This is a genomic window from Serratia sp. CY55921, assembly GCF_052167655.1.
Taxonomy (GTDB): Bacteria; Pseudomonadota; Gammaproteobacteria; order Enterobacterales; family Enterobacteriaceae; genus Serratia; species Serratia ureilytica.
The window spans coordinates 43,081-69,761 of the sequence record NZ_JBJNMU010000005.1 but is presented as its reverse complement, the minus strand read 5'-3'; the positions used below and the strand labels follow the sequence as shown (position 1 = coordinate 69,761).

Here is a 26,681-nt window from a genome sequence, read left to right as displayed (position 1 = left end):
CATTCACTTGAGCGCTTGATGCAAATCTTCATACAAGTCATTAACGTCTTCGATGCCGACTGACATTCGTATTAATTGCCTCGTAATCCCTGATTTTTTCTGCTCCTGCTCGCTAAGACTTCTGAACGACGATGAGGCCTGATAAGGCGAGTTCAGCGTGGTCTCCAAATCCCCCAAACTGTTGGAAGGGACGATGAGATTTAACTTCTTCTGAAAACTTGTCGCGTCAAACCGCGGGGCGATTTCAAAGCTGACCATGCCGCCGAACCCCCTCATTTGTTCGCGGGCTACGCTATGATTATGATGACTCGGCAACCCCGGATAGAACACGTTCGTCACATTAGGGTGCTCATTTAAACGGCTGGCCAGTTCCATCGCGTTGCGGTTAATGGCATTCATTCGAATGGCCAACGTGCGCAAGCTTCGCTCAAGCAGATGACATGACTGCGCGTTCAGACACCCGCCAAAGTCATTCATATATTCGGCCATTGCAGCAATGGACTCTTCACTGCCGACAGCCACGCCGCCTGACACATCGCCGTGGCCGCCCAAAAACTTGGTGGCGCTGTGCAATACCAAATCGACGCCATATTCCAGAGGGTTTTGGTTGATAGGCGTCGCCACGGTGTTATCAATAATGGTGAACACCCCCCGACTCTTGGCGAATCGGGTCAATAGCTCAATGTTCAGGATTTTAAGCAATGGATTTGTCGGTGTTTCGATATATATCATTCGCGTATTCGAATTGACTAATGCGATGATGCTCTCTACTTCACAACTCTCCGAAACGCTGTATGTGATGCCTAATTTTGCAAAATGATTCTGTACAAACTTGAGCGCACCTGAATACACGCCGTTTTGTAAAACAATATGGTCACCGGCTTTTAAATGCGAAAGCATCGCCGTCGCGAAAGCCGCCATACCGGAACTGAATACCAGAGCGGCCTCACCACCGCTTTCCAATGCGCACATCTTCTCGGCAACGGCGCGTTGATTGGGTAAGTTACCATGTCTTGGATAGACATCTTCTGTCATATCAAGATGCTTGTGAGAACTCGCGGAGAATAGCGGAGAAAGAATGCCACCATGCATTTCGTCGATAATGGTTCCGCTGTGAACGGCAAGAGTTTCTTTTGCTAACACGGTTACTGCCTATTTTCGAGTATCAGGAAGTGGGGGGCATGCCTTGAATAAAGGATCCCCCCGTTCATGTGAGTCTTTATTACGATGGGTTATTTGGCACCGCGAACATCGGGGTGAAATCGATTAATATGACATCGCGGAAGCCCACCTTACCGTGCCCATCCACATGAACCGGTTTCACCTGGTGCCAGACTAGATCATCAACGATGCCGATGGAGTCCAGCGGTTTGAGCATCGCCTCATTACACAGGATGTTCGTCTTGGTGTTATCTGTAATGATGTTCTCACCGCCAGAAACACCATCACGATTGATCAAATGTATCCAGGTGCAAGGCTCGCCATCCTTATGAAGTCGATTCGGTACGGAAATCCCCGGCGCATCAACCGTCGCTTTCATTCTGATGAAGTGAATGCCGACCTCCATGGGAATCGTGGAAGCATACTCATGTAACGGGGAGTTTTTAAAATCATGCAGGACAAGCGACGTGATCAGATTATTTGACAAAATTTCGTTTGGAACAGGCTGAAACTTCCTTGCCTCCTCAACGACTTCATCATTAAATCCGACATCTTGTTTGTAACTGTAGGCGTGTTCGGAAGATTGAGGAATCAAGAGATTAAAGCAAGGTAAAAGCACATATTTACTGTGCTGCCGATAGCGCCCCGCATTTTCACCGTAGGGATCCAGAGCAAGCGTATCGAAATGCCGCTGAATAATACTTAAGTCTGATTTTTGCGCATCGGTAAGGTTAAAGTCATCCGAAGCCAATTTGCAATACCCTACATCTGTCATCATGGGGTATGCGCTCACACGGCACTCAAGTGTGTTCTCAAACTCTTTAATGTTACCACGAATCATCGTGCAATCTTCCTTTTTACTCTGATTGGAATAACGACATATTGATGTTCACCGCAATGCTCATGAACATTGAACAGCAAATGCTTCCCTGTTTTTCAAGTGAAGTAATTCATCTCACAAATAAAAGAGCTTGATTATTTATTCTTTAAACTTCCTGCACGCTAAAAAGTGCGAAAGAGACTTTTATAGATTTCTTTTCCACTTATTTATCGAAACCAGACTTGCGCTGTTTTTCATTGCTACCTGACCTCATCTCACTTGTGCGCGGTGAGCGAAAGTCTACGCTGCATACGGGTTTTCAAATGACGCCAGGTGAATCGGCGCGAAACCTTTATCCTCCAACCCTACCCGCCTAATGGGCTGCGATGCCTGGCGATGCGCATCTGCCGGACACAGAGCGCCCTACCCTGGCGTTACGCCGCTAAATGCTATTTGCGGCTCCCTCGCGGGTAGTATGATTAGTGTTTTTTATACAAAATAGCCAATTTTCAGCAACGGCAACGTACATGCCCCATGCCGGCCAGCAGGAGACACCGCTCATCAAACCGATTACTCTGTAGTCTGTAGATAGACAGGGACGAAACTGGCAATCAACCCATGGTCAGGCAAGTAAAATCGCCTTGAAAGCCGTGCTTTTGGCATGGCTTCATCCACGCTACCGCACTACTCATCCCTTTCCGAGCATTAGTTTAGATAATCTTTATTGTTAAGTTAAATTTAACGGATGCGGAAGTTACTCGATATGGTTATAAATTGCCATAGTGTTAATGAAATGCAGCGAAAAAGTGTAATCTGGGTCGGGACCGCAAAACCTGTGCCAACCCTAAGATCGCGTGGCTGAATCGCGTGGCTGAAAGGTTGAGGCGATAATGGCGTGGGCCGGCGAACGGTCACAATAATCCAGCGTAATATGCTGCTAATCGAACGCAGGGCAAAACTTGTGCCCACCGGTCGATTTGTCAGCCGCATTGCAGCGGGGTTTATCTGGCGGTATGGTGGGTGATTACCTGCTAAAAAACAGTACTGCTGCACCTATGACTTTCTCACTTTTCGGCGAAAAATTTACCCGTTATGCGGGCATTACCCGTTTGATGGACGACCTGAACGAAGGCCTGCGCACCCCCGGCGCCATCATGCTCGGCGGCGGCAACCCCGCACAGATCCCAGAGATGGAAGCCTATTTCAAACAGCTGTGCCAGGAGATGCTCGACCAGGGCAAACTGACCGAAGCGCTGTGCAACTACGACGGCCCGCAAGGCAAGGACGCGCTGCTGAAAGCGCTGGCCAATCTGCTGCGCGACGAGCTCGGCTGGGAGATCTCGCCACAGAATATTGCTCTGACTAATGGCAGCCAAAGCGCATTTTTCTACTTGTTCAACCTGTTCGCCGGCCGCTACGCCGACGGCTCGCGCCGCCGCGTGTTGTTCCCACTGGCGCCGGAATATATCGGCTATGCCGATGCCGGGCTGGATGAAGGGCTGTTCGTCTCCGCCAAACCGAACATCGAGCTGCTGCCGGACGGCCAGTTCAAGTATCACGTCGATTTCGAACATCTCACCATCGGCGATGACATCGGCATGATCTGCGTTTCACGGCCGACCAACCCGACCGGCAACGTGATCACCGACGAAGAGCTGATGAAGCTCGACCTGCTGGCGCAGCAGCGCGATATTCCGCTGGTGATCGACAACGCCTACGGCGTGCCGTTTCCCGGCATCATCTTCAGCGACGCCACGCCGCTGTGGAACCCGAACACCATCCTGTGCATGAGCCTGTCCAAGCTCGGCCTGCCGGGCTCGCGCTGCGGCATCGTGATCGCCGACGAGAAGGTGATCACCGCGTTGACCAACATGAACGGCATCATCAGCCTGTCTCCAGGCAGCATGGGGCCGGCGATGGCGACGGAAATGATCGCGCGCGGCGATCTGCTGCGCCTGTCGAACGAGGTGATTCGCCCGTTCTACAAACAGCGCGTCGAGCACACCATCGAGATCATTCGCCGCTACCTGTCGCCGGAACGCTGCCTGATCCACAAACCGGAAGGGGCTATCTTCCTCTGGCTGTGGTTCAAGGATCTGCCGATCACCACCGAAGTGCTGTATCAGCGCCTGAAAAAGCGCGGCGTGCTGATGGTGCCCGGCCACTACTTCTTCCCGGGACTGGAGCATGAATGGCCACATACCCACCAGTGCATGCGCATGAACTACGTGCCCGATCCGGAGAAAATCGAGCGCGGCGTGGCTATTCTGGCGGAAGAGATCGAACGCGCACATCAGGAAGGCTAACGCCGACTGATTGAAAATCGACCGATAAAGATATACGATGCATATATCGTATATCTTTTTTGGAGGGCCAACGATGACTCGCATCGTGATCGATTTACCTGAAGAAGACCTGCGGCAGCTCGATAATCTGAAAAATATCCGCCACGTTCCCCGGGCCGAAATCATTCGTCAAGCAGTCTCCCGCTATCTGACGGAGAACCACGTGGAAGATCCCAGCAACGCTTTCGGGCTCTGGTCCGGGGCGATGGGAGATGGCGTGGAGTACGAAAATCGTCAGCGCGAGGAGTGGGAATAATGGTGGCTCAACGGGCGTTATTCGACACCAATATCCTGATCGATTATCTCAACGGCATTCCTCAAGCCAGGGACGTTCTGGTCGAGTATCACATCAATCCGGCCATCAGCGCCATCACCTGGATGGAAGTGATGGTAGGTGCTAAAAAACAGGGTCCGGCACTGGAGCTGAAAACACGTCAGTTTTTAGGGCAATTTCTGCTGCTGCCTATTACCGATGAAGTCGCCGAACGCGCCGTAGAACTGCGCCACTCACAGCATGTGAAACTGCCAGACGCCATTATCTGGGCCACCGCGCAGGTGGGATTCCGGATGCTCATCTCCCGCAACCCCAAAGATTTCGGCACTGACAATGGCGTGTTGATGCCTTATCGGCTGTAGACGATCCGCACTACAACGTCCAGAACAGCACCGCCAGCAGCTGCGGCGACATGATGCGCAGGAACATCGCCAGCGGGTATACGGTGGCGTAAGACAGCGCGGCGGCGCCGCTGGTGGGATGCAGGCCGTTGGCGAACGCCAGCGCCGGCGGATCGGTCATCGACCCCGCCAACATGCCGGACAGCGTCAGATAGTTCATCTTGCCCACCGTGCGCGCCAGAATGCCGACGCTCAGCAGCGGAATGGCGGTGATCAACGCGCCATAACCAATCCATGTCAGCCCCTCGCCATGCAGCAACGTATCGATAAAATTGCCGCCCGATTTCAAACCGACCACCGCCAGAAACAGCACGATGCCCAGTTCGCGCAGCGCCAGGTTGGCGCTCGGCGGCATAAACCAGTACAGCTTGCCGATACTGCCGATGCGCCCCAGGATCAGCGCCGCCACCAACGGCCCGCCGGCCAGCCCCAGCCGCAATGCCGCCGGGAAGCCGGGCACAAACAGCGGAATGGAGCCCAGCAGCACCCCGAGGCCGATGCCGATAAAGACCGGCAGCATCTGCACCTGCTGCAGCTTTTGTTGGGCGTTGCCGACGATTGCCGTCACCGCGTCGATGGCCTCCGGCCGGCCGACCAGGTTGAGAATATCGCCAAACTGCAGCGTCACGTTGCTGCCGGCCACCAGCTCCACGCCGGCGCGGTTGAGGCGTGAAATCACCACGTCATATTTCTGCTTCAGGTTCAGATCGCGGATTTTTTTCCCCAGCACCTGCTCGTTGGTCACCGCCGCCCTCACTACCTGCAGCGCAGTGCCGCGCGTGGACAGCGAAGCGTCAACCTCTTCGCCGATCACCAGCCGGGCGTTCTCCAGATCTTCGCGTTTGCCCACCAGGTGCAGATAGTCGCCGAGCTCCAGCCGCTCATGCGGCGCCGGCACCATCAACAGCTCGCCGCGTTTGAGGCGCGAACAGACGATCGCTTCACCGTTGAGCAGCGGCACGCTTTTGATCGCCATGCCCTGCAGATTGGGGTTACGCACCGCCACGTTCATGGCGTACAACAGCTCGCGCTGATTGCCCAAGCTGCTTTCAAACGCCTGTGCCTCGCGCTCGATGTTGATGCGGAAAACCAATCGGATCAGCCACATCACCAGCAGGATGCCGCAAATGCCGAACGGATAGGCCATGGCGTAACCCATGCCCATGCCGTCCACCAACGCCGGATCGGAACCGAGATCGGTCAGGATTTGCTGACCGGCGCCCAGCGCCGGCGTGTTGGTGACCGCGCCGGAGAACACGCCGAGGATGATCGGCAGCGGCACGTCGAACAGCTTGTGCACCGCCGCCGCCACTGCGCCGCCGGTCAGCACCAGCAGCACCGCGAAGGCGTTGAGCCGCAGACCGGAGACGCGCAGCGAAGAGAAGAAGCCGGGGCCAACCTGAATGCCGATGGTGTAAACGAACAGGATCAGGCCAAACTCCTGGATGAAGTGCAGCATGTCCCCGTTCAGGCTGATTTGCCCGCTCTGGGCGAAGTGGCCGACCAGGATGCCGCCGAACAGCACGCCGCCAATCCCCAGCCCGACACCGTACAGCTTCCAGTTCCCCATCCACAGCCCAATGACGGCCGCCAACGCCAACATGCTGACGGTCAGGGCGATATCGCTCATAGGTCACATCCTTGCCAAAGTTGAATAGGGGATTTGCGGACATAGACACACAATTAACAAGGATTATGGCATCGGGCAGACGGGGGGACTGTGGCGTGCGCCACATAACGCAACGGGGGAGATCCGTCTGGATCTCCCCCACATGATGATGACCGTTTTTCAGTCGGTTATTTGGCTTCCAGCTCCGGCGTCGCGCCGATGGCGATGCGCTGAGGCTGCAAGGCTTCCGGAACCTGACGCACCAGATCGATGTGCAACAGGCCATTTTCAAATTTGGCCTCGGACACCTGCAGGTGTTCCGCCAGAGTGAAGGTCAGCTGGAACTCTTTGCACACCAGCCCCTGATGCAGGTACTCGACCTGTTTTTCCGGCGGCGTGGGTTTACCGCTGACGGTCAGCCGCGGCCCTTCCACTTCGATATTCAGTTCGCTCTGCCGGAAACCGGCCAGCGCCAGAGAAATGCGGTAGTGATTGTCATCGCTTTTCTCGATGTTATACGGCGGGAACCCCTGGGGTTCCTGGCCCCCCATGGAACTGGCCAGTTTATCAAAACCAATCCATTGACGCAGAAGCGGGGATAGATCGTAATTACGCATAGGAACAACTCCTTTCATTAAGCGAGATGTGTTTATTCAGCCCCCTGACGGCAGGCGGATTATTACTGCATATTTGCCGACAGCGTTCCTGCCGGCGAAAACGGAATTATTTAATTTCGATACGGCGCGGTTTTAATGTTTCCGGCACGATGCGCTGCATATCGATATACAGCAGACCGTTTTCCAGTTTGGCGCCTTTAATTTGAATATGTTCGGCCAGCTGGAATTTACGCTCGAAATTACGCTCAGCGATGCCCTGATATAAATAGGTTTTTTCTGCCGGTTCGTTATTGTGCGCACCGCGCACGATCAGCAGATTATCTTGCGTGGTGATCTCCAGCTCCTGCTCGGCAAACCCGGCTACCGCAATGGCGATGCGATAATGATTTTCGTCCACCAGCTCGACATTATAAGGGGGATAACCGCCGTTGCCCTGGCTCTGGCCGGCCTCCAGCGCGTTGAACAGGCGATCGAAACCAATGGCGGAACGGTATAGCGGAGAAAGATCGAAATTACGCATAAAACAGCCTCCTAAGGCACTTCAGCGAGGTTGAAATAAATACGCCTTCCATTCTGGACAGGCTAATTAAGCCAGAATTCCCTTACGGCAAATTCTCAATCCGGCTCTGATGATAAAATGGGGGTTGATTTCATCAATTCAACGGGCGAGGATCAAAAAAAGCGCTTTTCGGTTAGGTGAAAGTTTTTTTACCACTTACACTAAAGTGAGAGAGCCGCCACAGAGCGGGATTTTGCTTCTTTTAAAGCAGCAACAGGATGTTATAAATCAGCTTAATTTAGGGGCACAGCAACCCTGCAGGATGGATTAATGACGACGATGAAAGCGATAGCGACGGGCTGCATGTTGTTGGCGACCAGCGGTTGCTCCAGCGTGATGAGCCATACCGGCCCGAATCAGGGTTACTATCCCGGCACCCGCGCCAGCGTGGACATGCTGAAGGACGACAACACCAGCTGGGCGATGATGCCGCTGGTGGCGCTGGATCTGCCGTTCTCCGCAGTGATGGATACCGTGCTGCTGCCTTACGACTATCTGCGTTCAGGCAATGACGCCACCGCAGACTCGCCAAAAGCGCGCATCCTGCGCAGCGAGCAGCAGAATCTGGCGGCAACCGGCAACCCCGGCGAGGGCAACGACAGCACCGCCACACACTAATCACGCACGCAGCGGGCCATCAGGCCCGCCTTACGCCTCAACCACAAAGATCTGGTTGAATCCGGCAATCTCGCGCATAAACGCCACTTTCTTGCCATCCGGCGAAAACACCACGGCATCCCCCGACGGCGGCTGCACGCTGCGCTGCGTTAAACGCTGCAGGCGGCCGCTGGCGACCTCACACAGCATCACGCTGTTGTCACACACCAGGGCTATCGTCCCGCCCTGCGGGTGCCAGCTGAACGCCGACTGGATGTCATGCTCGCCGCGGCTGACCTGGCGCGGCTCACCGCCGTTCGGCGACACCGTCCACAGTTGCACCACGCCGCCGTCATCCTTCATCAGAAAAGCGATCTGGCTGCCGTCCGGCGAGCTGCGCAGCCAATGGCGCGGCGCACCGACCACGCCCGGAAAACGGCGTTCACCGGTAAAGGTCACCCGCCGCTGCCTGACGCCAAGCGGCGGCGCCGGCAGCTCGCTTTCCGTCCCCTGCAGCGGCACCGCGCCGGCCCTGGCGTAGTCGGCGTCGCTCTCCGGCAGATCGACGATAAACACCTCCGGCAGTTTCTCGCCGGCGGCGGAAAGCGTATCGCCGATGAACGCCAGCGCCCAGCGCTGTCGGCTGCCGTCGGCCTTACGGTAGCCTTCGCGGCCAATCCAGCCTTCTTCGTAGGCGCGATTGATCTGATCGCTGCCCGGCTGCGGCTGCGGCACGGTCTCGCTAACCAGCACGCAATAGTGGCTGCCGTCATATTCACGGGGATGCTGTTTCGGCGGATTGACCCCGTGCAGCGGCACAGCCACGCCGACGTTGCGCAGATCGCGCGCCGGATCGCATTCATGCATCACGTGATCGTTGTAGGTAAAGCTGAGGCGGCTGCCGTCCGGGCTGAAAACGTGCACATGGCTGCCGCCGCGCAGCGCGCCGGGCGTGTAGGGCGCCGTGATATCCAGCGCGTCGAGGGTAATGGCCAACTCGCGATCCGGTTCGCTGACGATCACCCCGCGGCGGTGATGAAAATCATACTGCCAGGCGCTGTCCGGGTGTTCCGGGCCGTGGATGAAGACGTAACGCGCCGGCGCATCGGGGCTGACCGTGACCACGCCGACGTGTGCGCCGTGCTGGGCGCGATAAACCACTTCCACCGCGCCGCTGGCGACGTTAACCCGCTCGATGCTCAGGCCGGTGAAAGAGGCGCCGCGCGGGCGCACGTCATAAGCCAGCCATTGGCTGTCCGGCGTCCAGACGTTGATATTGGTTAACTGATGCCCGCGTGGGTCGAAAGTCAGTTGTTTTTCCCGATGGCTCATGGCGGCTCTCCTGCGCATGCTGGCACTGAACGGCCATCTTACCGGATCGGCAGCCGCGTTTCATATGGCCGGCGAGGACGAGCCGGGGGCTTTCCCGCGTCGAAATGTCCATGAGACTTATCCGTTAAGCCTATCGACGACGCCGGCAGGAAATAAACGCCCGGCTAGCCGGCCACATTCCTGATGGGGAAACTCAACGACGCCCAAACGGTATAAGTAAAGGAAGCGAGCATTATTTTATTGATTATCCTTCTCCTCATTAAATACGCCCACAGCGGCACCTTACTTAACGCAAATAAATAAAAAATTGTGCCGCTAAACGCCCAGTAATGTTTATTTTCACCGCATACGCGATGCCGTACCCCCGCCATTTCCGCTTTCTGGCCGGGTTGCCCGACGGGGTTTACAATCCATACAAAAAAGTACAAACTGGATTTTAAGTCTAAAAAATCCGGAGCCGGTATGAACCCCCTTTTCGATGCCATTGTTTCTGCCCATCAGCAACTGCGCCCTCAGGTGCGAGTCACGCCATTGGAGCGCAGCGTGCTGCTTTCTCAGCAATTGGGTTGCGAGCTGTATTTGAAATGCGATCACCTGCAGCACACCGGTTCCTTTAAATTTCGCGGCGCCAGCAACAAGCTGCGGCTGCTGGATAACGAGCAACGCCGGCGCGGCGTGATCGCCGCCTCTACCGGCAACCACGGTCAGGCCGTCGCTTTGGCGGGGCAACTGATGGGCGTTGGCGTCACGGTTTATGCGCCGGAGACGGCGGCGAGCATCAAGCTCGACACCATTCGCGCGTTGGGCGGCACCGTGGAATTGGTGCCGGGCGATGCGCTGAACGCCGAACTGGCGGGGGAACAGGCCGCACGCGAACAGGGGAAAACCTATATCTCGCCGTATAACGACGAGCAGGTGATCGCCGGCCAGGGCACCTGCGGCATGGAGCTGGTTGAACAGCTCACCGATCTGGACGCCGTGTTCGTGGCGGTCGGCGGCGGGGGTTATATCGCCGGCATCGGCACCGTTCTGCGGCAACTGTCGCCGAACACGCAGCTTATCGCCTGCTGGCCGGAAAACGCCACCAGCCTGTACAGCGCGCTGGAAGCGGGCCATATCTTCCCGGTGGAAGAGCAAGAAACCCTGTCCGACGGCACCGCCGGCGGCGTCGAGCCGGGCGCCGTGACCTTTCCGCTGTGCCAACAGCTGATCGACCGCAAAGTGCTGGTCAGCGAGGCGGAGATTAAACACGCGATGCGCCGGATAGCCGCCAGCGATCGCTGGATTATCGAAGGCGCGGCCGGCGTGGCGCTGGCGGCGGCGATCAAACTGGCGCCGGAATACCAGGGTAAAAAGGTGGCGGTGGTGCTGTGCGGCAAGAACATCGTGCTGGAGAAATACCTCAAGGCCATCGCCGATGCACATCCTTAATCGGCAGCAAATCCTCGCCGCGTTCGATGCCGAGACCATAACGCCGCTGCTGAAGCAGGGTTTTATCGCCTACTCGCAACAGCGGGTGCAACAGCCGCCGGTGCAGCATTTCCTGTTCGAGCGGGCCGACGGCGACTGCTGCATCAAGTCCGCCTGGTTGGAAGGCGACGAACTGTTCGTGGTCAAGATCTCTACCGGTTTCTATCGCAATGCCGAACACGGCCTGCCGAGCAATCAGGGGCTGATGATGGCGTTCTCCGCCCAAACCGGCGAGCCGCAGGCGCTGCTGCAAGATGAAGGTTGGCTGACCGCGCTGCGCACCGCCCTGGCCGGCCGCATCGTCGCCGAGCTGTGCGCGCCGCCGCATATTCAGGCGATCGGCATTGTCGGCACGGGCCTGCAGGCGCGGCTGCAGCTGCAATGCCTGAAACCGGTGACCGATTGCCGCGAGGTGTGGGTGTGGGGGCGAGACGAACAGGCGCTGGCGGCGTATCGGCGCGATACCGAAGCCGAGGGTTTTCGGGTGCGGGTTACGCAGAATGCGGCGGAACTGGCGGCGCACTGTCAGCTGATCGTGACCACCACGCCCAGCCGCGAACCGATATTGCAGGCGGCGGATATTCGGCCCGGTACGCACATCACCGCCGTGGGCGCCGACACGCCCGGCAAGCAGGAACTGGCGACCGAGCTGGTGGCCCGCGCAGACGCGCTGCTGGTCGATGCGCTGACGCAGTGTGCGGACTATGGCGAGATCGCGACGGCTTATCGGCAAAATAGGCTGATTTCAACGCCGATCGTCGAAATTGGCGCCGTCTTGGCGCAGGGAGGGCGGGTACGACGCGAGCCGCAGCACATCACCATCGCCGATCTCACCGGCTTGGCGATTCAGGATCTGCAGATCGCCAAAGGGGTGTTGGCGAAAGTATAAAGGGGCGCCGCAGCGCCCCGCGTTATCAGGCGTTGAGCACGAACTTCTCGATAGCGCGCGCCACGCCGTCTTCGGTATTGGCGCTGGTGACAAACTGCGCCACCGCTTTCAGCTCGGGAATGGCATTGCCCATCGCCACGCCGACGCCGGCATATTCGATCATCGCCGTATCATTGGCCTGATCCCCCAGCGTCATGATGTTCTCCCGCGCCACGCCGAGATGCTCGGCCAACATTCTCACCCCGGCGCCTTTATCGACGTTTTTGTGCAGGATCTCGAGGAAATAAGGCGCGCTTTTCAGGATGGTGTAACGCGCGCGCGTTTCCGCCGGGATGCGCGCGATGGCGCGGTCCAGCAGCTCCGGCTCGTCGATCATCATCACTTTCGGGAAACGCATCTGGCGATCCATCTCTTCCACGCTGCGGTATTTCAGCGGAATACCGGTCATTTCCGCCTCGTGTATGGTGTACTTGCCGATGTCCTTGTTCGGGGTATACAGGGTATCGAAATCAAACGCCTGGAAGTGAACGCCGAACTCGCGCGCCATCTGCTCGAAATGCAGATAATCCTCAAAGCCCAGCGTTTCTTGCAGAATGCAGGCGCCGTCGACCGCACGCAGCACCAGCGCGCCGTTATAGGTGATACAGAAATCGCCGGGGCCCTGAATGTCCAACTGGCGCAGATAATCCTGCACGCCGACATAAGGCCGCCCGGTGGCCAGCACCACGTGTACCCCTTTGCGCCGCGCCGCCGCGATAGCCTGCTTTACCGCCGGCGTGATTTGGTGCTGCGGATCCAGCAACGTGCCGTCCATGTCGATCGCAATCAGTTCAATAGCCATTCAACGCTTCTCCCAGTGGTTTTTATTCATGCTAACGCGTTTCAGCCTCGGCTGTCAGCGCCAAAAAAGGCCAAAAAAAAATCCGCGCGGGTCGCCCGGCGCGGATTTTCACAGCCATTAACGCATCAGATATCGATGTTCGCCGCTTTCAGGGCGTTTTCTTCGATAAAGGCGCGACGCGGTTCAACCGCATCGCCCATCAGCGTGGTGAACAGCTGATCGGCAGCGATGGCGTCCTTGACGGTCACGCGCAGCATGCGGCGGCTTTCCGGATCCATGGTGGTTTCCCACAGCTGCTCCGGGTTCATCTCGCCCAGACCTTTATAACGCTGCACCGACAGGCCGCGGCGCGACTCTTTCACCAGCCACTCCAGCGCCTGTTCGAAGCTGTCTACCGGCTGACGGCGTTCGCCGCGCTCGATGAACGCGCCCTCTTCGATCAGCCCGCGTAGTTGCTCGCCCAGCTGGCAGATCTTGCGGTATTCACCGCCGTGGATGAAATCGAAGTCCAGCTTATAGTCGGTATCCACGCCGTGGGTACGGATGCGCAACGCCGGCTCGAACATCTGGCGCTCGCGGTTCTCGAAGATCACGAAGTCATAGCTGCTGCCGTGCTGCTCTTTGTCGTTCAGCGCCTGCACCAGCGACGCGATCCAGGTTTTCACCTTGGCTTCATCGCTGAGATCGCCTTCGTTCAGCGTCGGCTGATAGATCAGGCTGTTCAGCAGCGCGCGCGGGTAGCGGCGCTCCATGCGGCCAATCAGCTTCTGCACGCCGTAGTGCTCGGCCACCAGTTTCTCCAACTGCTCGCCGCCGAGCGCCGGTGCGCTGGCATTGGTGTGCAGCGTAGCGCCGTCCATCGCGATGGCGATCTGATACTGATCCATCGCCTCGTCATCTTTGATGTACTGCTCCTGCTTGCCTTTCTTCACCTTGTACAGCGGCGGCTGTGCGATGAACACGTGGCCACGCTCGATGATTTCCGGCATCTGGCGGTAGAAGAAGGTCAACAGCAGCGTACGGATGTGCGAACCGTCGACGTCGGCATCGGTCATGATGATGATGCTGTGGTAACGCAGCTTGTCCGGGCTGTACTCGTCGCGGCCGATGCCGCAACCCAGCGCGGTGATCAGCGTCGCCACTTCCTGCGAAGAGAGCATTTTGTCGAAACGCGCTTTCTCGACGTTGAGGATTTTCCCCTTCAGCGGCAAGATAGCCTGATTCTTGCGGTTGCGCCCCTGCTTGGCAGAGCCGCCCGCGGAGTCCCCTTCCACCAGGTACAGTTCGGACAGCGCCGGATCGCGTTCCTGGCAGTCCGCCAGCTTGCCCGGCAGGCCGGCCAGATCCAGCGCGCCTTTGCGGCGGGTCATCTCACGCGCTTTACGCGCCGCTTCGCGCGCGCGCGCCGCGTCGATGATTTTGCCGACCACGATTTTCGCGTCGCCCGGATTCTCCATCAGGTAATCCACCAGCTTCTCGTTCATCAGCGTTTCAACCGCGGTTTTCACCTCGGAAGAGACCAGCTTGTCCTTGGTCTGAGAAGAGAACTTCGGATCCGGCACCTTCACCGACACCACGGCGATCAGGCCTTCACGCGCGTCATCGCCGGTGGCGCTGACTTTGGCCTTCTTGCTGTAGCCTTCCTTCTCCATGTAGCTGTTCAGCGTACGGGTCATCGCGGTACGGAAACCGACCAGGTGCGTGCCGCCGTCGCGCTGCGGAATGTTGTTGGTGAAGCAGTAGATGTTTTCCTGGAAACCGTCGTTCCACTGCAGCGCCACTTCCACGCCGATGTCGTCTTTCACGGTGGAGAAGTAGAACACGTTCGGGTGGATCGGGGTTTTGTTCTTGTTCAGGTACTCGACAAACGCCTTGATGCCGCCTTCGTAATGGAAGTGGTCTTCACGGTCGGTGCGCTTGTCCTTCAGGCGAATAGACACGCCGGAGTTGAGGAAGGACAGCTCGCGCAGACGCTTGGCCAGAATGTCGTACTCGAATTCGGTCACATTGGTGAAGGTCTGGTGGCTCGGCCAGAAGCGCACCATGGTGCCGGTCTGCTCGGTTTCGCCCACCACGTTCAGCGGCGCCTGCGGCTCGCCGTGGCTGTAAGTTTGTTCGTGCACTTTGCCTTCGCGGCGGATCACCAGCTCCAGTTTCTCCGACAGGGCGTTAACCACCGAGACGCCCACGCCGTGCAGGCCGCCGGAAACTTTATAGGAGTTGTCGTCGAATTTACCGCCGGCGTGCAGCACGGTCATGATGACCTCTGCGGCTGAAACCCCTTCTTCCGGGTGAATGCCGGTCGGAATGCCGCGGCCGTCATCCTGCACCGATACCGAGTTGTCGGCATGGATGGTGACCTGAATGTCACTACAGTGGCCCGCGAGCGCTTCGTCGATAGCGTTGTCCACAACCTCGAATACCATGTGGTGCAGACCGGTGCCGTCATCGGTATCGCCGATATACATGCCCGGGCGCTTGCGCACCGCATCCAGCCCTTTTAATACCTTGATACTTGAGGAGTCATAAGAATTCGACATCAACGTTTCTCGCTCATTTTAGTCCTGTGGTTGAACCTCTATTTTACCCTGTTCCACGCGGAACATCTTGCCCTTTTCACCGGCCATGTCGGTCACTTGTTCAGCGCTGACTGCGCTGACAAAAACCTGGGCCTGGGTGGCTTTCAGGCGATCGGCCAGCAACCGGCGACGGCCGGTGTCCAGCTCGGAGGCAAAATCATCAATCAGATACAGGCAACGCCGCCCGCTCTGCCGGGTGAGAAACTCACCCTGCGCCAAGCGCAACGCGCACATCAGCAGCTTAAGCTGACCGCGCGATAACAAATCCTCTACCGGCGTGCCGTCGGCACGAATGCGAAAGTCCGCTTTGTGCGGCCCCACCGCGGTATAGGTTAACGCCCTGTCGCGCTCAAACTGGCGCTCCAGCAGCTCGCCGTAGTCGCTCTCTTTGTCCCAGCCGCGCTGGAAGGAGAAGCTCAGGGCGAATTCAGGCAGAAACTGCGCGCAGGTCGCGGTGATATCCGCGGCGATCGCGTCGCTGTATTCCGCCCGCCATTCGCTGATGCGCTCCGCGAGCGGGATCAGTTCCTGATCCCAGGCGCGGATCTGCGCATAGCGACTCACCTGGCGCAGCGCGGCATTGCGCTGCTTCAGTAACCGTTTCAGGTTGCTCCAGGCGGTGAAAAAACCGGGTTCGTTATGAAAACAGCCCCAGTCCAGGAAAGCGCGCCGGAATTTCGGCCCGCCGTTCAGCAGGGTAAAACCTTCGGGGGTGATCAGCTGCATGGGCAGCAGCTGCGCCAGCTCGGCCACCTTGTGGCCGTCGCTGCCATCGATGCGTACTTTGCTGTCACCCTGACGGCTCTTGCTCAATCCTACCGACAGCTCGCGCTCCGCGCCTTCGATGCGGCCATGCAGCACGAACTCCGGTTGGTCGTGGCGGATCACCCGACCGGCCTGCAGACTGCGAAAGGCGCGGCCATGGCCGAGCGTATACACCGCCTCCAGCACGCTGGTCTTGCCGCTGCCGTTAGCGCCGACCAGGAAGTTGAATCCCGGCGCCAGCGCCAAATCCGCCGCCTCGATATTGCGGAAATCTTTAATCAATAAACGCGTCAGAGCCATGCAATCTCTTTACCGATGACGGTGCTGTAATTCAAGGTAACGAGACTACAACCGCATTGGCATGACAACGTAGGCCGCCGCCTGGCTGGCGCCGTCTTCGATCTGCACGCTGGAGACCGAGTCGGTCAACAGCAGGCGCACGTCTTCACACTTGAGCGCGTTCAACACGTCCAGCACGTAGCTGACGTTGAAGCCGATCTCCATCTCCGCGCCGTCGTAGCTGACGTCGAGGATCTCTTCCGCCTCTTCCTGTTCCGGGTTGTTGGCGGTGATCTTCAGCTGATTCTGGCTGACGTACAGCCGCACGCCGCGGAATTTCTCGTTCGAGAGAATAGCCGCGCGGGCGAACGCCTGCTTGAGCAGATCGCAGCCGGCTTCCAGCGTTTTGTCCGGGTTCTTCGGCAAAACGCGGCGATAGTCCGGGAAACGGCCGTCAACCAGCTTGGACGTGAAGATGAAATCGCCGACGTGGGCGCGAATGTTGTTGCTGCCGATCTGCAGCTGCAGCAGCGAATCGCCGCCGTCCAGCAAGCGCACCAGCTCCATCACCCCTTTACGCGGCACGATCACCGAATGCGACGGCAACTGCTGGCCGATCGGCATCGAGCACACCGCCAGGCGGTGGCCGTCTGTCGCGACGGTGCGCAGCTCTTCGCCTTCGGTTTCAAACAGCATGCCGTTCAGGTAGTAACGTACGTCCTGATGGGCCATCGAGAACTGGGTGGCTTCGATCAGGCGCTTCAGCGTCGCCTGCGGCAAGGTGAATTCCACCTCGCTCTGCCAGTCGTCCAGGTTCGGGAAGTCCGCCGCGGGCAGCGTGGACAGCGAGAAACGGCTGCGGCCGGATCGCACCAGCATGCGCTCGCTCTCCAGCGTGACGGCGATCTCCGCCCCTTCCGGCAGGCCACGGCAGATATCAAAGAATTTGCGCGCGGGCACGGTGGTCGCGCCCGGCTCATGCGGCTGGGACAGGGCGACGCGCGCCACCATCTCCATCTCCAGATCGGTGCCGGTCAGCAGCAGGGAGCCTTCCGTCACCTGCAACAGCAGGTTGCCCAGGATCGGCAAGGTCGGGCGGCCGCCCAGCGGGCTGCTCACCTGTTGCAGCGGTTTTAGCAGATGCTCACGTTCAACGATAAATTTCATAGCGCTATGAAGATAATGTTCTGATTAAATTGGAGAAATCTTCTTTGATGTCGTGACTTTCCTCACGCAGCTGCTCGATCTTCCGGCAGGCGTGCAACACCGTGGTATGGTCGCGGCCACCAAACGCATCGCCGATTTCCGGCAGGCTGTGGTTGGTGAGTTCCTTCGCCAGCGCCATCGCCATCTGGCGCGGGCGGGCAACGGATCGCGAACGCCGCTTGGACAGCAAATCCGCGACTTTAATCTTGTAATACTCCGCCACCGTCTTTTGGATATTGTCGATGGTGACCAGCTTTTCCTGCAGCGCCAACAGATCGCGCAGCGCTTCGCGCACGAAATCGATGGTGATGGCCCGGCCGGTAAAGTTGGCGTTGGCGATCACGCGGTTCAGCGCCCCTTCGAGCTCACGCACGTTGGAACGCAGGCGCTTGGCGATGAAGAACGCCACTTCGCCCGGCAGGCGAATGTCGTTTTCGTCGGCCTTTTTCATCAGGATCGCCACGCGGGTTTCCAGCTCCGGCGGCTCGATCGCCACCGTCAGCCCCCAGCCGAAGCGGGACTTCAGACGATCTTCCACCCCATTGATCTCTTTAGGGTAGCGATCCGAAGTCAGGATGATCTGCTGATTGCCTTCCAACAGGGCGTTAAAGGTATGGAAGAACTCTTCCTGCGAACGCTCCTTGTTGGCGAAGAATTGGATGTCATCGATCAGCAACGCGTCGACCGAACGGTAGTAGCGCTTAAACTCTTCGATGGCATTGTTCTGCAACGCTTTGACCATGTCTTGTACGAAGCGTTCCGAGTGCATGTAGACCACTTTGGCGTTGGCCTTGCGCGCCATGATGCCGTTGCCGACCGCGTGCAGCAGGTGAGTTTTACCCAGGCCGGTGCCGCCATACAGGAACAAAGGGTTGTAGGCGCCGCCCGGATTGTCCGCCACCTGGCGAGCCGCCGCGCGCGCCAGCTGGTTTGACTTACCCTCGACGAAGTTGTCGAAGGTGTGTTTGGGGTTGACGTTGGAGCGGTAAGAGAGCTCGGGCTGCGCCGCCGCGTTGTCCCAGCTCGGGCGCGAAGGCGCGGCCGTGCGCGCCGCCGGGGCCGCAGGGGCGCTGCTGACGCTGGCGGTCACGGTCTGGCTGATCACCTGCGTGATCGGCTTGCTGCCGACTTCAAAACGCAGCAAAGGCGCATCCGTGCCGCAGAAATCATTCAGCAGACCATTGATATTGTTTAAGTACTTATCGCGAACCCAATCCAGCACAAAACGGTTAGGCGCGTACAGCGCCAGGGTGTTGTCACTCAGTTCCGCCTGCAATGGGCGAATCCACATACTAAATTCTGTGGCAGGTAACTCATCCTGCAATCGGGCAAGACACTGCTGCCAAAGCGAAAGTGACACGGCGGACTCCACTCGAACAAGATCAATAAAGAAAAGAAACGGGCAACTTTTTTATAACTCATGATTTTTGACACATACCCGGCATCGGCTGTTTGCCTGTGGGGGATGCGAACCGCCTTTCACGGTTTGTGTCCTTCACGATCCCGGCATGAGGGATCGCGATCGGAATGACGGATCATAGCGCAATCCGCGCAAGAGATCCTCCCCTTCCTCACAGATTAGATCCATTTTATCCACAGGCCGCGGCCGGCGGCGATCTTTTCACCGCTGCGGCCGCACGACCGTGCAGATCCCGGCCGCTGCGCCGCGTTTTTTACATTGTCAACCGGTTATACCCTGTTATCCACGCCGGATCCTGGGATCGCGCGCAAAGGATCTCACGGGGATCCTTGCGATTTCACCCCGAGTCCGTATAATCTTCGCCCTACGTGTGATACCTGGTTCCTTATGGTGCGTCATTAGCCAGACAGGATTCTGCGGTGACCACGGGCCAAGACCGGATTTTGTTCCGTTATTGGCAGACAACCAGGTAGGCTGGCGCGATGCGAATTGACTCAGGACTGTACAATTATTACAATCCCGCTTCTTTATGTATTGCGATTGAGGCGTCGGTCATCTTCACGCCGAGTAGCCAAACGCGTTTACTGATCAGTAATTATTTTAAGTTTAGGTAGAAATCGCTATGAAACGCACTTTCCAACCGTCCGTATTGAAGCGCAACCGTAGCCACGGTTTCCGTGCTCGTATGGCCACCAAAAATGGTCGTCAAGTTCTGGCCCGCCGTCGTGCGAAAGGCCGTGCTCGTCTGACTGTTTCTAAGTAATAAAGCTAACCCGCTGAGTGGTTAAGCTCGCTTTTCCCAGGGAGTTACGTTTGTTAACTCCCACTCATTTCACTTTCGTCTTCCAGCAGCCACAACGGGCTGGCACGCCGCAAATCACCATCCTCGGCCGCCTGAACCAGCTGGGGCATCCCCGCATCGGTCTTACCGTCGCCAAAAAACACGTCAAACGCGCGCACGAGCGTAATCGGATCAAACGCCTAACCCGCGAAAGCTTCCGCCTGCGTCAGCACGAATTACCGGCGATGGATTTTGTCGTGGTGGCCAAAAAGGGGATAGCGGATTTGGATAACCGCGCGCTGACGGAAGCTTTGGATAAATTATGGCGTCGCCACTGTCGCCAGGCTCCCGCATCCTGATCGGGCTGGTGCGGGCCTATCAGCTCGTCATCAGCCCGCTGCTAGGGCCTCGTTGTCGCTTCCAGCCGACATGCTCTCATTACGCAATTGAGGCATTAAGCAGGTTTGGCATGATAAAAGGCAGTTGGTTAGCATTGAAACGCGTATTAAAATGCCACCCTTTGAACCCAGGTGGCGATGATCCGGTGCCGCCAAAAACCGACGATAACAGAGAACACTAACGATGGATTCGCAACGCAATCTTCTCCTCATCGCTCTGCTGTTCGTGTCTTTCATGATCTGGCAGGCATGGCAAACGGACAACGCTCCGCAGCCGGCCGCACAGACCACGCAACAGACTTCGAACGCAGTAGCCGGTGATGCCGCCAGCCAGGCCGTGCCAGCCAGTGGTCAGGGTAAGCTGATTACCGTGAACACCGACGTGCTGTCACTGACCATCAACACCCGTGGTGGCGATATCGAGCAGGCTAAACTGTTGGCCTACCCGGAAACTCTGGGTTCATCGACTCCGTTCCAACTGCTGGAAACCACTCCGTCGTTCGTCTATCAGGCGCAAAGCGGCCTGACCGGTAAAAACGGCCCGGACAACCCGGCCAACGGCGAACGCCCGCTGTACCAAGCGGCGCAGGACAGCTACACCCTGCCGGAAGGCCAGGACGAGCTGCGCATCCCGCTGACCTACACCGATAAAGACGGCGCGGTCTACACCAAGACCTTCGTGCTCAAACGCAACCACTATGCGGTCGGCGTGGATTACAGCATCGACAACAAAGGCGCGGCGCCGCTGGAGCTGACCCTGTTCGGCCAGCTGAAGCAGACCACCGAATTGCCTAAGCACCGCGATACCGGCAGCAGCAACTTCGCGTTGCACACCTTCCGCGGCGCGGCATACTCGTCCAGCGAGGACAAGTACCAGAAATACGCGTTCGACAAAGACGAAAACCTGAGCGTCACCACCAAAGACGGTTGGGTCGCCATGCTGCAGCAGTACTTCGCCACCGCGTGGGTACCGGCGACCAAGGGTGACAACACCTTCTACACCGCCAAACCGGGTGACAACTTGTCCACCATCGGCTTCAAATCTACCCCGGTCGTGGTGCAGCCTGGCGCTCAGCAGCAGCTGAACGCGACCCTGTGGGTCGGCCCGGAGCTGCAGGACCAGATGGCCCAACTGGCGCCGCACCTGGACCTGACCGTGGATTACGGCTGGCTGTGGTTCATCTCCCAGCCGCTGTTCAAACTGCTGAAGTTCATCCACGGCTTTATCGGCAACTGGGGCTTCTCCATCATCATCATCACCTTCATCGTGCGCGGCATCATGTACCCGCTGACCAAGGCGCAGTACACCTCGATGGCGAAAATGCGCATGCTGCAGCCGAAGCTGCAGGCGATGCGCGAACGCATCGGCGATGACAAGCAGCGCATGAGCCAAGAGATGATGGCGCTGTACAAGGCGGAGAAAGTCAACCCGCTCGGCGGCTGCCTGCCGCTGATCATTCAGATGCCGATCTTCCTGGCGCTGTACTACATGCTGATGGGTTCGGTCGAGCTGCGCCACGCGCCGTTCGCCCTGTGGATCCATGACCTGTCGGCGCAAGACCCGTACTACATCCTGCCAATCCTGATGGGCGTGACGATGTTCTTCATCCAGAAGATGTCGCCGACCACCGTGACTGACCCGATGCAGCAGAAAATCATGACCTTCATGCCGGTGATCTTCACAGTGTTCTTCCTGTGGTTCCCGTCCGGTCTGGTGCTGTACTACATCGTCAGCAACCTGGTGACCATCCTGCAGCAGCAGCTGATTTACCGTGGTCTGGAAAAACGCGGTCTGCACAGCCGCGACAAGAAAAAAAGCTAAGCGTATTGTAGGGGTTCGGCGCGCCGACCCTTGCAGTCCCCCCAAAGGCGGTCATTAGACCGCCTTTTTGCATCTTAATCGTCAGAGAGAACCGTTATGAGCACCACCGATACCATCGTAGCCCAAGCCACCCCGCCGGGACGCGGCGGCGTCGGCATTCTGCGCATTTCCGGAAGCAAGGCCAAAGACGTCGCCCAGGCGTTGCTCGGCAAGCTGCCGAAGCCGCGCTACGCTGACTATCTGCCGTTCCGCGACGCTACGGGCGCCACCCTCGATCAGGGCATCGCGCTGTGGTTCCCGGGGCCGAACTCCTTTACCGGCGAAGACGTGCTGGAACTGCAGGGCCACGGCGGGCCGGTGATCCTCGATCTGCTGCTTAAGCGCGTGCTGGCGCTGCCCGACGTGCGCATCGCGCGGCCGGGCGAGTTCTCCGAGCGCGCGTTTCTCAACGACAAACTCGATCTGGCGCAGGCCGAAGCGATTGCCGATCTGATCGACGCCAGCTCCGAGCAGGCGGCGCGTTCGGCGATGAACTCGCTGCAGGGCGCGTTCTCCACCCGCATCCACCAGCTCGTGGAAGCGCTCACTCACCTGCGAATCTATGTGGAAGCGGCGATCGACTTCCCGGACGAGGAAATCGACTTCCTGTCCGACGGTAAAATCGAGGCGCAGCTCAACGACGTGATGGCGGATCTGGACAACGTGCGCGGTGAAGCGCGCCAGGGCAGCCTGCTGCGCGAAGGGATGAAGGTGGTGATCGCCGGGCGCCCCAATGCCGGCAAATCGAGCCTGCTCAATGCGCTGGCAGGACGCGAGGCGGCGATCGTCACCGATATCGCCGGCACCACCCGCGACGTTCTGCGCGAACACATCCATATCGACGGCATGCCGCTGCACATCATCGACACCGCCGGCCTACGCGACGCCAGCGACGAAGTGGAACGCATCGGCATCGAACGTGCATGGAACGAGATCGAACAGGCCGACAGGGTGCTGTTTATGGTTGACGGCACCACCACCGCCGCCACCGAGCCGGCGGAGATCTGGCCGGAGTTTATGGCGCGCCTGCCTGGCACGCTACCTATCACCGTGGTGCGCAACAAAGCCGACATCACCGGTGAAACGCTGGGTCTGACGGAAGTGAATAACCACTCACTTATTCGCCTATCGGCCCGCACCGGCGAAGGCGTCGATGTGCTGCGCGATCATCTTAAACAGAGCATGGGCTTCACCAGCAACATGGAAGGCGGCTTCCTGGCGCGCCGCCGCCACCTGCAGGCGCTGGAACTGGCGGCGCAGCACCTGGTGCAGGGCAAAGAACAGTTAGTGAGCGCTTACGCGGGGGAGCTGCTGGCCGAGGAACTGCGCCAGGCGCAGCTGGCCCTGAGCGAAATCACCGGCGAATTCACCTCCGACGATCTGCTGGGCCGCATCTTCTCCAGCTTCTGTATCGGCAAGTAACACCGCCAGACGCCTTCACGGCCGGGACAAGCCCTTGTTCCGGCCGTTTTTCTTTTCCGCTCTCGCTCTGCGCGCCGGCTCACAGAGCCGCCGCAGCGTCCCGCGCTATACTGGTCAGTCAGGAATCTCTCTCAGGAACGAGTCAACATGGCATTGACCCTCAGGGTACTGCTGGAAAACCGCCGCGCCGCCGGCGCCAACCCGCTATTGCAGGCCAAGGCCGGGTTAAGCCTGCTGATTGAGGATGATACGACCTCCATACTGTTCGATACCGGCCCCGACGACAGCTTTCTGCGCAATGCGGCGCTGATGGGTGTCGATCTCTCCCGTATCACCGCGACGGTGCTCTCCCACGGCCACTATGACCACTGCGGCGGCGTCGCCTGGCTGCCAGACAACAGCCGTATCATCTGCCACCCGCAGGTCGGCGATGAGCGCTATGCGGCGCTGAAGGTGCTGGGCCACACTCGGAAAATCAAAAAGCTCTCTTTGGATATCGACTACTCGCGCCACCGCATGCAATACAGCCGAGAGCCGCTGGCGATCGGCGATCGCTTTATGTGGTCAGGCGAAATCGCGGTGCCCGCACCCCGCGCCTACGGGGTGATCGCCGGGGAGAACGCAGCGGTAGATTACGTTATTGACGAAGGGGTGCTGATTTACAAATCGGATCGCGGTCTGGTGATCGTGACCGGCTGCGGGCACCGCGGGATCGTCAATATCGTGCGCCATTGCCAGCAAATCACCGGAATCGACAGGATCCACGCCTTGATCGGCGGTTTTCATCTGCGCTGCGCTTCCCCGCGCACGCTCTGGCGCGTCCGCCGTTTTTTGCGCCAGCATCAGCCGGAAAAGATTATGGGCTGCCACTGTACCGGCGCCTGGGGCCGGCTATGGCTGCCGGAAGGGATCGCGCCGGCCACCGGCGATAGGCTGGTGCTGGATTAAGCGTGCCGCTTTACACCAACAACGTTGCGATTACCGCGATCCCGCAGCCCAGCACGACGACGCCGATCCCCTTTTGCCTGCCGTCGCCCCGTAGCAAAAAATACAGTGATGGGATGAAAAAGACGGTCATCACGATAACGGGTATCGACCAGCCCGAGATGATCTTGATAATGCTCGGGTTGATCGCGCCAATAAACGTACAGACAACGATATTCCCTGCGATGATTCTCTTTTTGCCCGCCACACCGAAGGACGTAATGCCATCGATCACGCCGGTCAACGTGCCGATATAGGCGCCGCCGGTCAGTAAACACAGCAACAGGGCAGCGCCTAACCACGCCGTGGCGTTGCCGGTCAAACCGGCGGTATAAAACAGCGCATCCACATTGCGGCTGTTAATGATTGAGATGTCATCCAGCGTCAGCAAACGGCTGATGGCGATAACGATCATGACGATAAACGCCATGATCAGTACCTTGCCAAACAGAATACTGCGCGCCTGCGGTCGTAAGGCGCTTTTCGCAAAGCGCTGGATGCACGGGGTAAAGTTAAATGTAAAAAGAAAAATCGGCAGCAGCAGCCACGTCTGCAATGAAATGCCAGGCGGCGCCTGCACCGCCTGCTGCCCCCCCGCAGGTTGTAACAGGAAAAACACCGCCAGGATCGCCACCAGTACGATAGAAACCAGTGCCATTCTGGAAATCAGGTGCTCGATTCGCTGACTAAACGCCAACCATGCCGCCGACAGCGCGGCACTCAGCAACAGCGAAATGCCGCCCCTGACCCAGAATCCGTTGTGGAAAAAAGACGCGACGACGTTGACCAAGGTGATGAAATTTATCAGCACGATAATAATCATCGACAAAATAAACAGCACACAGACGATTGCCGCTGCCCGCTCGCCGATAAATGTCGATGATGCCGCCAGGAAATCTTTCTCCGGGTGCGAAATGATGAATTTGAAAAAAAGATAGTGCGCCATCATCGATACCGACATGGCGATAACGATAAACAGCATGAACACGTTCATCCCCAGCACGCCTGGCCCCACCGCCTGCGGCAAAAAGAAAATCCCGGCGCCGAATGCCGTGGAGAAGAAAGTGACAGGCCAATACAGGTGTGAGATTTTCATGATGATGCTCGACCATCATGGCTATGCGTGACGCATAGCCAGCTGGCACAAAAATGTCATTCGAAACAGGATTTGCCGAAGAAGACCAGTAAAGAAGGCAAGGCGAAGTTATCGTAAAAAGTCGCGGCCGCACGATAGCCGTTAAGCACGTTGACGCGTGAACACAGCGGAAAAACACCAATATGCGACGTGTAATTATCAAAGATTTTATTGGAGGAAATGCGATACCGAATAGCCCTGAACGTCGCGGCATTTCCCGCCGCGCAGGTCGGTTTATTTTCCTTGATGATATCGAACGCGTGTTCACCCACCGTCATCTTCACATTTCCGTCTTGGCGCTGAAAATACGCCTCTTTATCCATACGGTTTTTAATGTGGCGTTTAAAGCGATCCGCCATGTTTTTCTCACTGACATAAAATGCTTTTATATCAATGCCATGACGTTGATTCGACGCCAGAATGTAGGCGTTTATTTTTTCCGGAATAATGTACGGCGATGTCGCCATCTTCCTGAATTCGTTAGCGCCGTCTATCTCGCTGCCATCACTTTTTTCCATATAGAAATCATTTATTTCCATCAAGAAGTCAGGCTGAACACTGAGCCGTCTGATGGATTCGGCAATGTAGTCGATGCAGAAGCGCGCGGACTTTTCCACTTCACTGCTGACAGAAAAACGATCGTCCAAATTAACCACGGTATGCCCACCGGAAATCACCACCTTATCCGTCAAAAAAGACGATGCCAGCGCGATGAGGTCTTCAACGTTGTTATTTGAAACCTCATTGTTGATAACCTCAGCGATCCCATTCTGATCGGCTTTGTAGACGATAAAGCGATCTTCACCCTTCCAACCTTTTTTGCAGTTACATTTATATTCTTTAAAAACAACACGTTCAGCTGTCTTATAAAAATCGGCGCTTTGCAGCGGCATTAATTCGAGATCTGGCATACCCTTCTTCCCTATTCGTAGCCAA

At 57.7% G+C, this 26,681-nt stretch carries 26 protein-coding genes; 13 read left to right on the top strand and 13 right to left on the bottom strand.

Going from position 1 to position 26,681, the window contains the following annotated elements; genetic code table 11:
* Positions 1–3 precede the first annotated feature (3 nt).
* Positions 4–1,143: a trans-sulfuration enzyme family protein gene (locus ACJ8M3_RS19790; protein ID WP_046687995.1), complete on the bottom strand. Its 1,140-nt coding sequence runs from the start codon at positions 1,141–1,143 to the stop codon at positions 4–6.
* A gap of 79 nt (positions 1,144–1,222) precedes the next feature.
* Positions 1,223–2,002, bottom strand: coding sequence for a 2OG-Fe dioxygenase family protein (locus tag ACJ8M3_RS19785; protein ID WP_033645137.1), 780 nt, complete (start codon positions 2,000–2,002; stop codon positions 1,223–1,225).
* Positions 2,003–3,036: 1,034 nt separating this feature from the next.
* Here ACJ8M3_RS19785 and ACJ8M3_RS19780 point away from each other — a divergent pair.
* The 3 genes from ACJ8M3_RS19780 (at position 3,037) to ACJ8M3_RS19770 (ending at position 4,962) form a co-directional block, all read left to right on the top strand.
* Positions 3,037–4,287 (top strand): valine--pyruvate transaminase, encoded by a 1,251-nt coding sequence (locus tag ACJ8M3_RS19780; RefSeq protein WP_033645138.1) that lies wholly within the window; start codon positions 3,037–3,039, stop codon positions 4,285–4,287.
* Positions 4,288–4,360: 73 nt separating this feature from the next.
* Complete coding sequence (locus ACJ8M3_RS19775; protein WP_025304767.1) at positions 4,361–4,582, top strand: ribbon-helix-helix domain-containing protein; 222 nt, start codon at positions 4,361–4,363, stop codon at positions 4,580–4,582.
* The gene (locus tag ACJ8M3_RS19770) at positions 4,582–4,962 is read left to right on the top strand and encodes a type II toxin-antitoxin system VapC family toxin (RefSeq protein WP_025304766.1); all 381 of its coding nucleotides are present in this window, start codon (positions 4,582–4,584) and stop codon (positions 4,960–4,962) included. Before ACJ8M3_RS19775 ends, ACJ8M3_RS19770 begins: the two co-directional genes overlap by 1 nt.
* 10 nt (positions 4,963–4,972) lie before the next feature.
* Here the strand turns inward: ACJ8M3_RS19770 and ACJ8M3_RS19765 are convergent, their stop codons facing one another.
* From ACJ8M3_RS19765 to ibpA, 3 genes are all read right to left on the bottom strand, one after another.
* Positions 4,973–6,631, bottom strand: coding sequence for a putative transporter (locus ACJ8M3_RS19765; RefSeq protein ID WP_069101019.1), 1,659 nt, complete (start codon positions 6,629–6,631; stop codon positions 4,973–4,975).
* A gap of 167 nt (positions 6,632–6,798) precedes the next feature.
* A complete protein-coding gene (ibpB, locus tag ACJ8M3_RS19760) occupies positions 6,799–7,227 on the bottom strand; it encodes a small heat shock chaperone IbpB (RefSeq protein ID WP_004933922.1) in 429 nt (142 codons plus the stop codon).
* Positions 7,228–7,333: 106 nt separating this feature from the next.
* Positions 7,334–7,747, bottom strand: coding sequence for a small heat shock chaperone IbpA (gene ibpA / locus ACJ8M3_RS19755; protein ID WP_004933919.1), 414 nt, complete (start codon positions 7,745–7,747; stop codon positions 7,334–7,336).
* 309 nt (positions 7,748–8,056) lie between these two features.
* Between ibpA and ACJ8M3_RS19750 the strand changes: the two genes are divergently transcribed.
* A complete protein-coding gene (locus ACJ8M3_RS19750) occupies positions 8,057–8,404 on the top strand; it encodes a YceK/YidQ family lipoprotein (protein ID WP_016929593.1) in 348 nt (115 codons plus the stop codon).
* Positions 8,405–8,434: 30 nt separating this feature from the next.
* Here ACJ8M3_RS19750 and ACJ8M3_RS19745 read toward each other — a convergent pair whose 3' ends face one another.
* Complete coding sequence (locus ACJ8M3_RS19745) at positions 8,435–9,715, bottom strand: DUF3748 domain-containing protein (protein WP_103101713.1); 1,281 nt, start codon at positions 9,713–9,715, stop codon at positions 8,435–8,437.
* A gap of 462 nt (positions 9,716–10,177) precedes the next feature.
* On the opposite strand from ACJ8M3_RS19745, the gene ACJ8M3_RS19740 reads away from it, so the two are divergent.
* Together ACJ8M3_RS19740 and ACJ8M3_RS19735 are read left to right on the top strand one after the other, a co-directional pair.
* Positions 10,178–11,146, top strand: a complete 969-nt coding sequence (locus tag ACJ8M3_RS19740; protein ID WP_042783385.1) for a threonine/serine dehydratase — start codon at positions 10,178–10,180, stop codon at positions 11,144–11,146.
* Entirely contained in the window at positions 11,133–12,074 is a 942-nt protein-coding gene (locus ACJ8M3_RS19735; RefSeq protein ID WP_033645142.1) for an ornithine cyclodeaminase family protein, read from the top strand. Before ACJ8M3_RS19740 ends, ACJ8M3_RS19735 begins: the two co-directional genes overlap by 14 nt.
* A 25-nt stretch (positions 12,075–12,099) precedes the next feature.
* Here ACJ8M3_RS19735 and yidA read toward each other — a convergent pair whose 3' ends face one another.
* From yidA to dnaA, 5 genes are all read right to left on the bottom strand, one after another.
* The gene (gene yidA / locus ACJ8M3_RS19730) at positions 12,100–12,915 is read right to left on the bottom strand and encodes a sugar-phosphatase (RefSeq protein ID WP_033645143.1); all 816 of its coding nucleotides are present in this window, start codon (positions 12,913–12,915) and stop codon (positions 12,100–12,102) included.
* A 125-nt stretch (positions 12,916–13,040) separates the two neighbouring features.
* Positions 13,041–15,455 carry a DNA topoisomerase (ATP-hydrolyzing) subunit B gene (gene gyrB / locus ACJ8M3_RS19725; protein ID WP_004933898.1) on the bottom strand — a complete coding sequence of 805 codons (2,415 nt, stop codon included), beginning with the start codon at positions 15,453–15,455 and terminating at the stop codon, positions 13,041–13,043.
* 18 nt (positions 15,456–15,473) lie between these two features.
* A complete protein-coding gene (gene recF, locus ACJ8M3_RS19720) occupies positions 15,474–16,559 on the bottom strand; it encodes a DNA replication/repair protein RecF (RefSeq protein WP_004933895.1) in 1,086 nt (361 codons plus the stop codon).
* 45 nt (positions 16,560–16,604) lie between these two features.
* On the bottom strand, positions 16,605–17,705 hold the full coding sequence (gene dnaN, locus ACJ8M3_RS19715; protein WP_004933892.1) for a DNA polymerase III subunit beta: 1,101 nt from the start codon (positions 17,703–17,705) through the stop codon (positions 16,605–16,607).
* A gap of 4 nt (positions 17,706–17,709) precedes the next feature.
* The gene (dnaA, locus tag ACJ8M3_RS19710; RefSeq protein WP_004933889.1) at positions 17,710–19,104 is read right to left on the bottom strand and encodes a chromosomal replication initiator protein DnaA; all 1,395 of its coding nucleotides are present in this window, start codon (positions 19,102–19,104) and stop codon (positions 17,710–17,712) included.
* A gap of 682 nt (positions 19,105–19,786) precedes the next feature.
* Between dnaA and rpmH the strand changes: the two genes are divergently transcribed.
* The 6 genes from rpmH (at position 19,787) to ACJ8M3_RS19680 (ending at position 24,574) form a co-directional block, all read left to right on the top strand.
* The gene (gene rpmH / locus ACJ8M3_RS19705; protein WP_000831330.1) at positions 19,787–19,927 is read left to right on the top strand and encodes a 50S ribosomal protein L34; all 141 of its coding nucleotides are present in this window, start codon (positions 19,787–19,789) and stop codon (positions 19,925–19,927) included.
* A gap of 17 nt (positions 19,928–19,944) precedes the next feature.
* Entirely contained in the window at positions 19,945–20,304 is a 360-nt protein-coding gene (rnpA, locus tag ACJ8M3_RS19700) for a ribonuclease P protein component (protein ID WP_004933883.1), read from the top strand.
* Entirely contained in the window at positions 20,268–20,525 is a 258-nt protein-coding gene (gene yidD / locus ACJ8M3_RS19695; protein WP_004933881.1) for a membrane protein insertion efficiency factor YidD, read from the top strand. The genes rnpA and yidD overlap by 37 nt, the downstream gene beginning before the upstream one ends.
* A gap of 2 nt (positions 20,526–20,527) precedes the next feature.
* Positions 20,528–22,165 carry a membrane protein insertase YidC gene (gene yidC, locus ACJ8M3_RS19690; protein ID WP_033645144.1) on the top strand — a complete coding sequence of 546 codons (1,638 nt, stop codon included), beginning with the start codon at positions 20,528–20,530 and terminating at the stop codon, positions 22,163–22,165.
* A 96-nt stretch (positions 22,166–22,261) separates the two neighbouring features.
* The gene (gene mnmE, locus ACJ8M3_RS19685) at positions 22,262–23,626 is read left to right on the top strand and encodes a tRNA uridine-5-carboxymethylaminomethyl(34) synthesis GTPase MnmE (protein ID WP_004933873.1); all 1,365 of its coding nucleotides are present in this window, start codon (positions 22,262–22,264) and stop codon (positions 23,624–23,626) included.
* A gap of 147 nt (positions 23,627–23,773) precedes the next feature.
* A complete protein-coding gene (locus ACJ8M3_RS19680) occupies positions 23,774–24,574 on the top strand; it encodes an MBL fold metallo-hydrolase (protein ID WP_016929603.1) in 801 nt (266 codons plus the stop codon).
* 10 nt (positions 24,575–24,584) lie between these two features.
* On the opposite strand, the gene ACJ8M3_RS19675 is transcribed toward ACJ8M3_RS19680, so the two are convergent.
* Entirely contained in the window at positions 24,585–25,604 is a 1,020-nt protein-coding gene (locus tag ACJ8M3_RS19675) for a threonine/serine transporter (RefSeq protein WP_226772977.1), read from the bottom strand.
* On the opposite strand from ACJ8M3_RS19675, the gene ACJ8M3_RS19670 reads away from it, so the two are divergent.
* A complete protein-coding gene (locus ACJ8M3_RS19670; protein WP_226772979.1) occupies positions 25,591–25,737 on the top strand; it encodes a hypothetical protein in 147 nt (48 codons plus the stop codon). The genes ACJ8M3_RS19675 and ACJ8M3_RS19670 overlap by 14 nt on opposite strands.
* Positions 25,738–25,762: 25 nt before the next feature.
* Here the strand turns inward: ACJ8M3_RS19670 and ACJ8M3_RS19665 are convergent, their stop codons facing one another.
* Positions 25,763–26,656, bottom strand: coding sequence for a hypothetical protein (locus ACJ8M3_RS19665; RefSeq protein WP_197845372.1), 894 nt, complete (start codon positions 26,654–26,656; stop codon positions 25,763–25,765).
* Between the last annotated feature and the right edge of the window lie 25 nt (positions 26,657–26,681).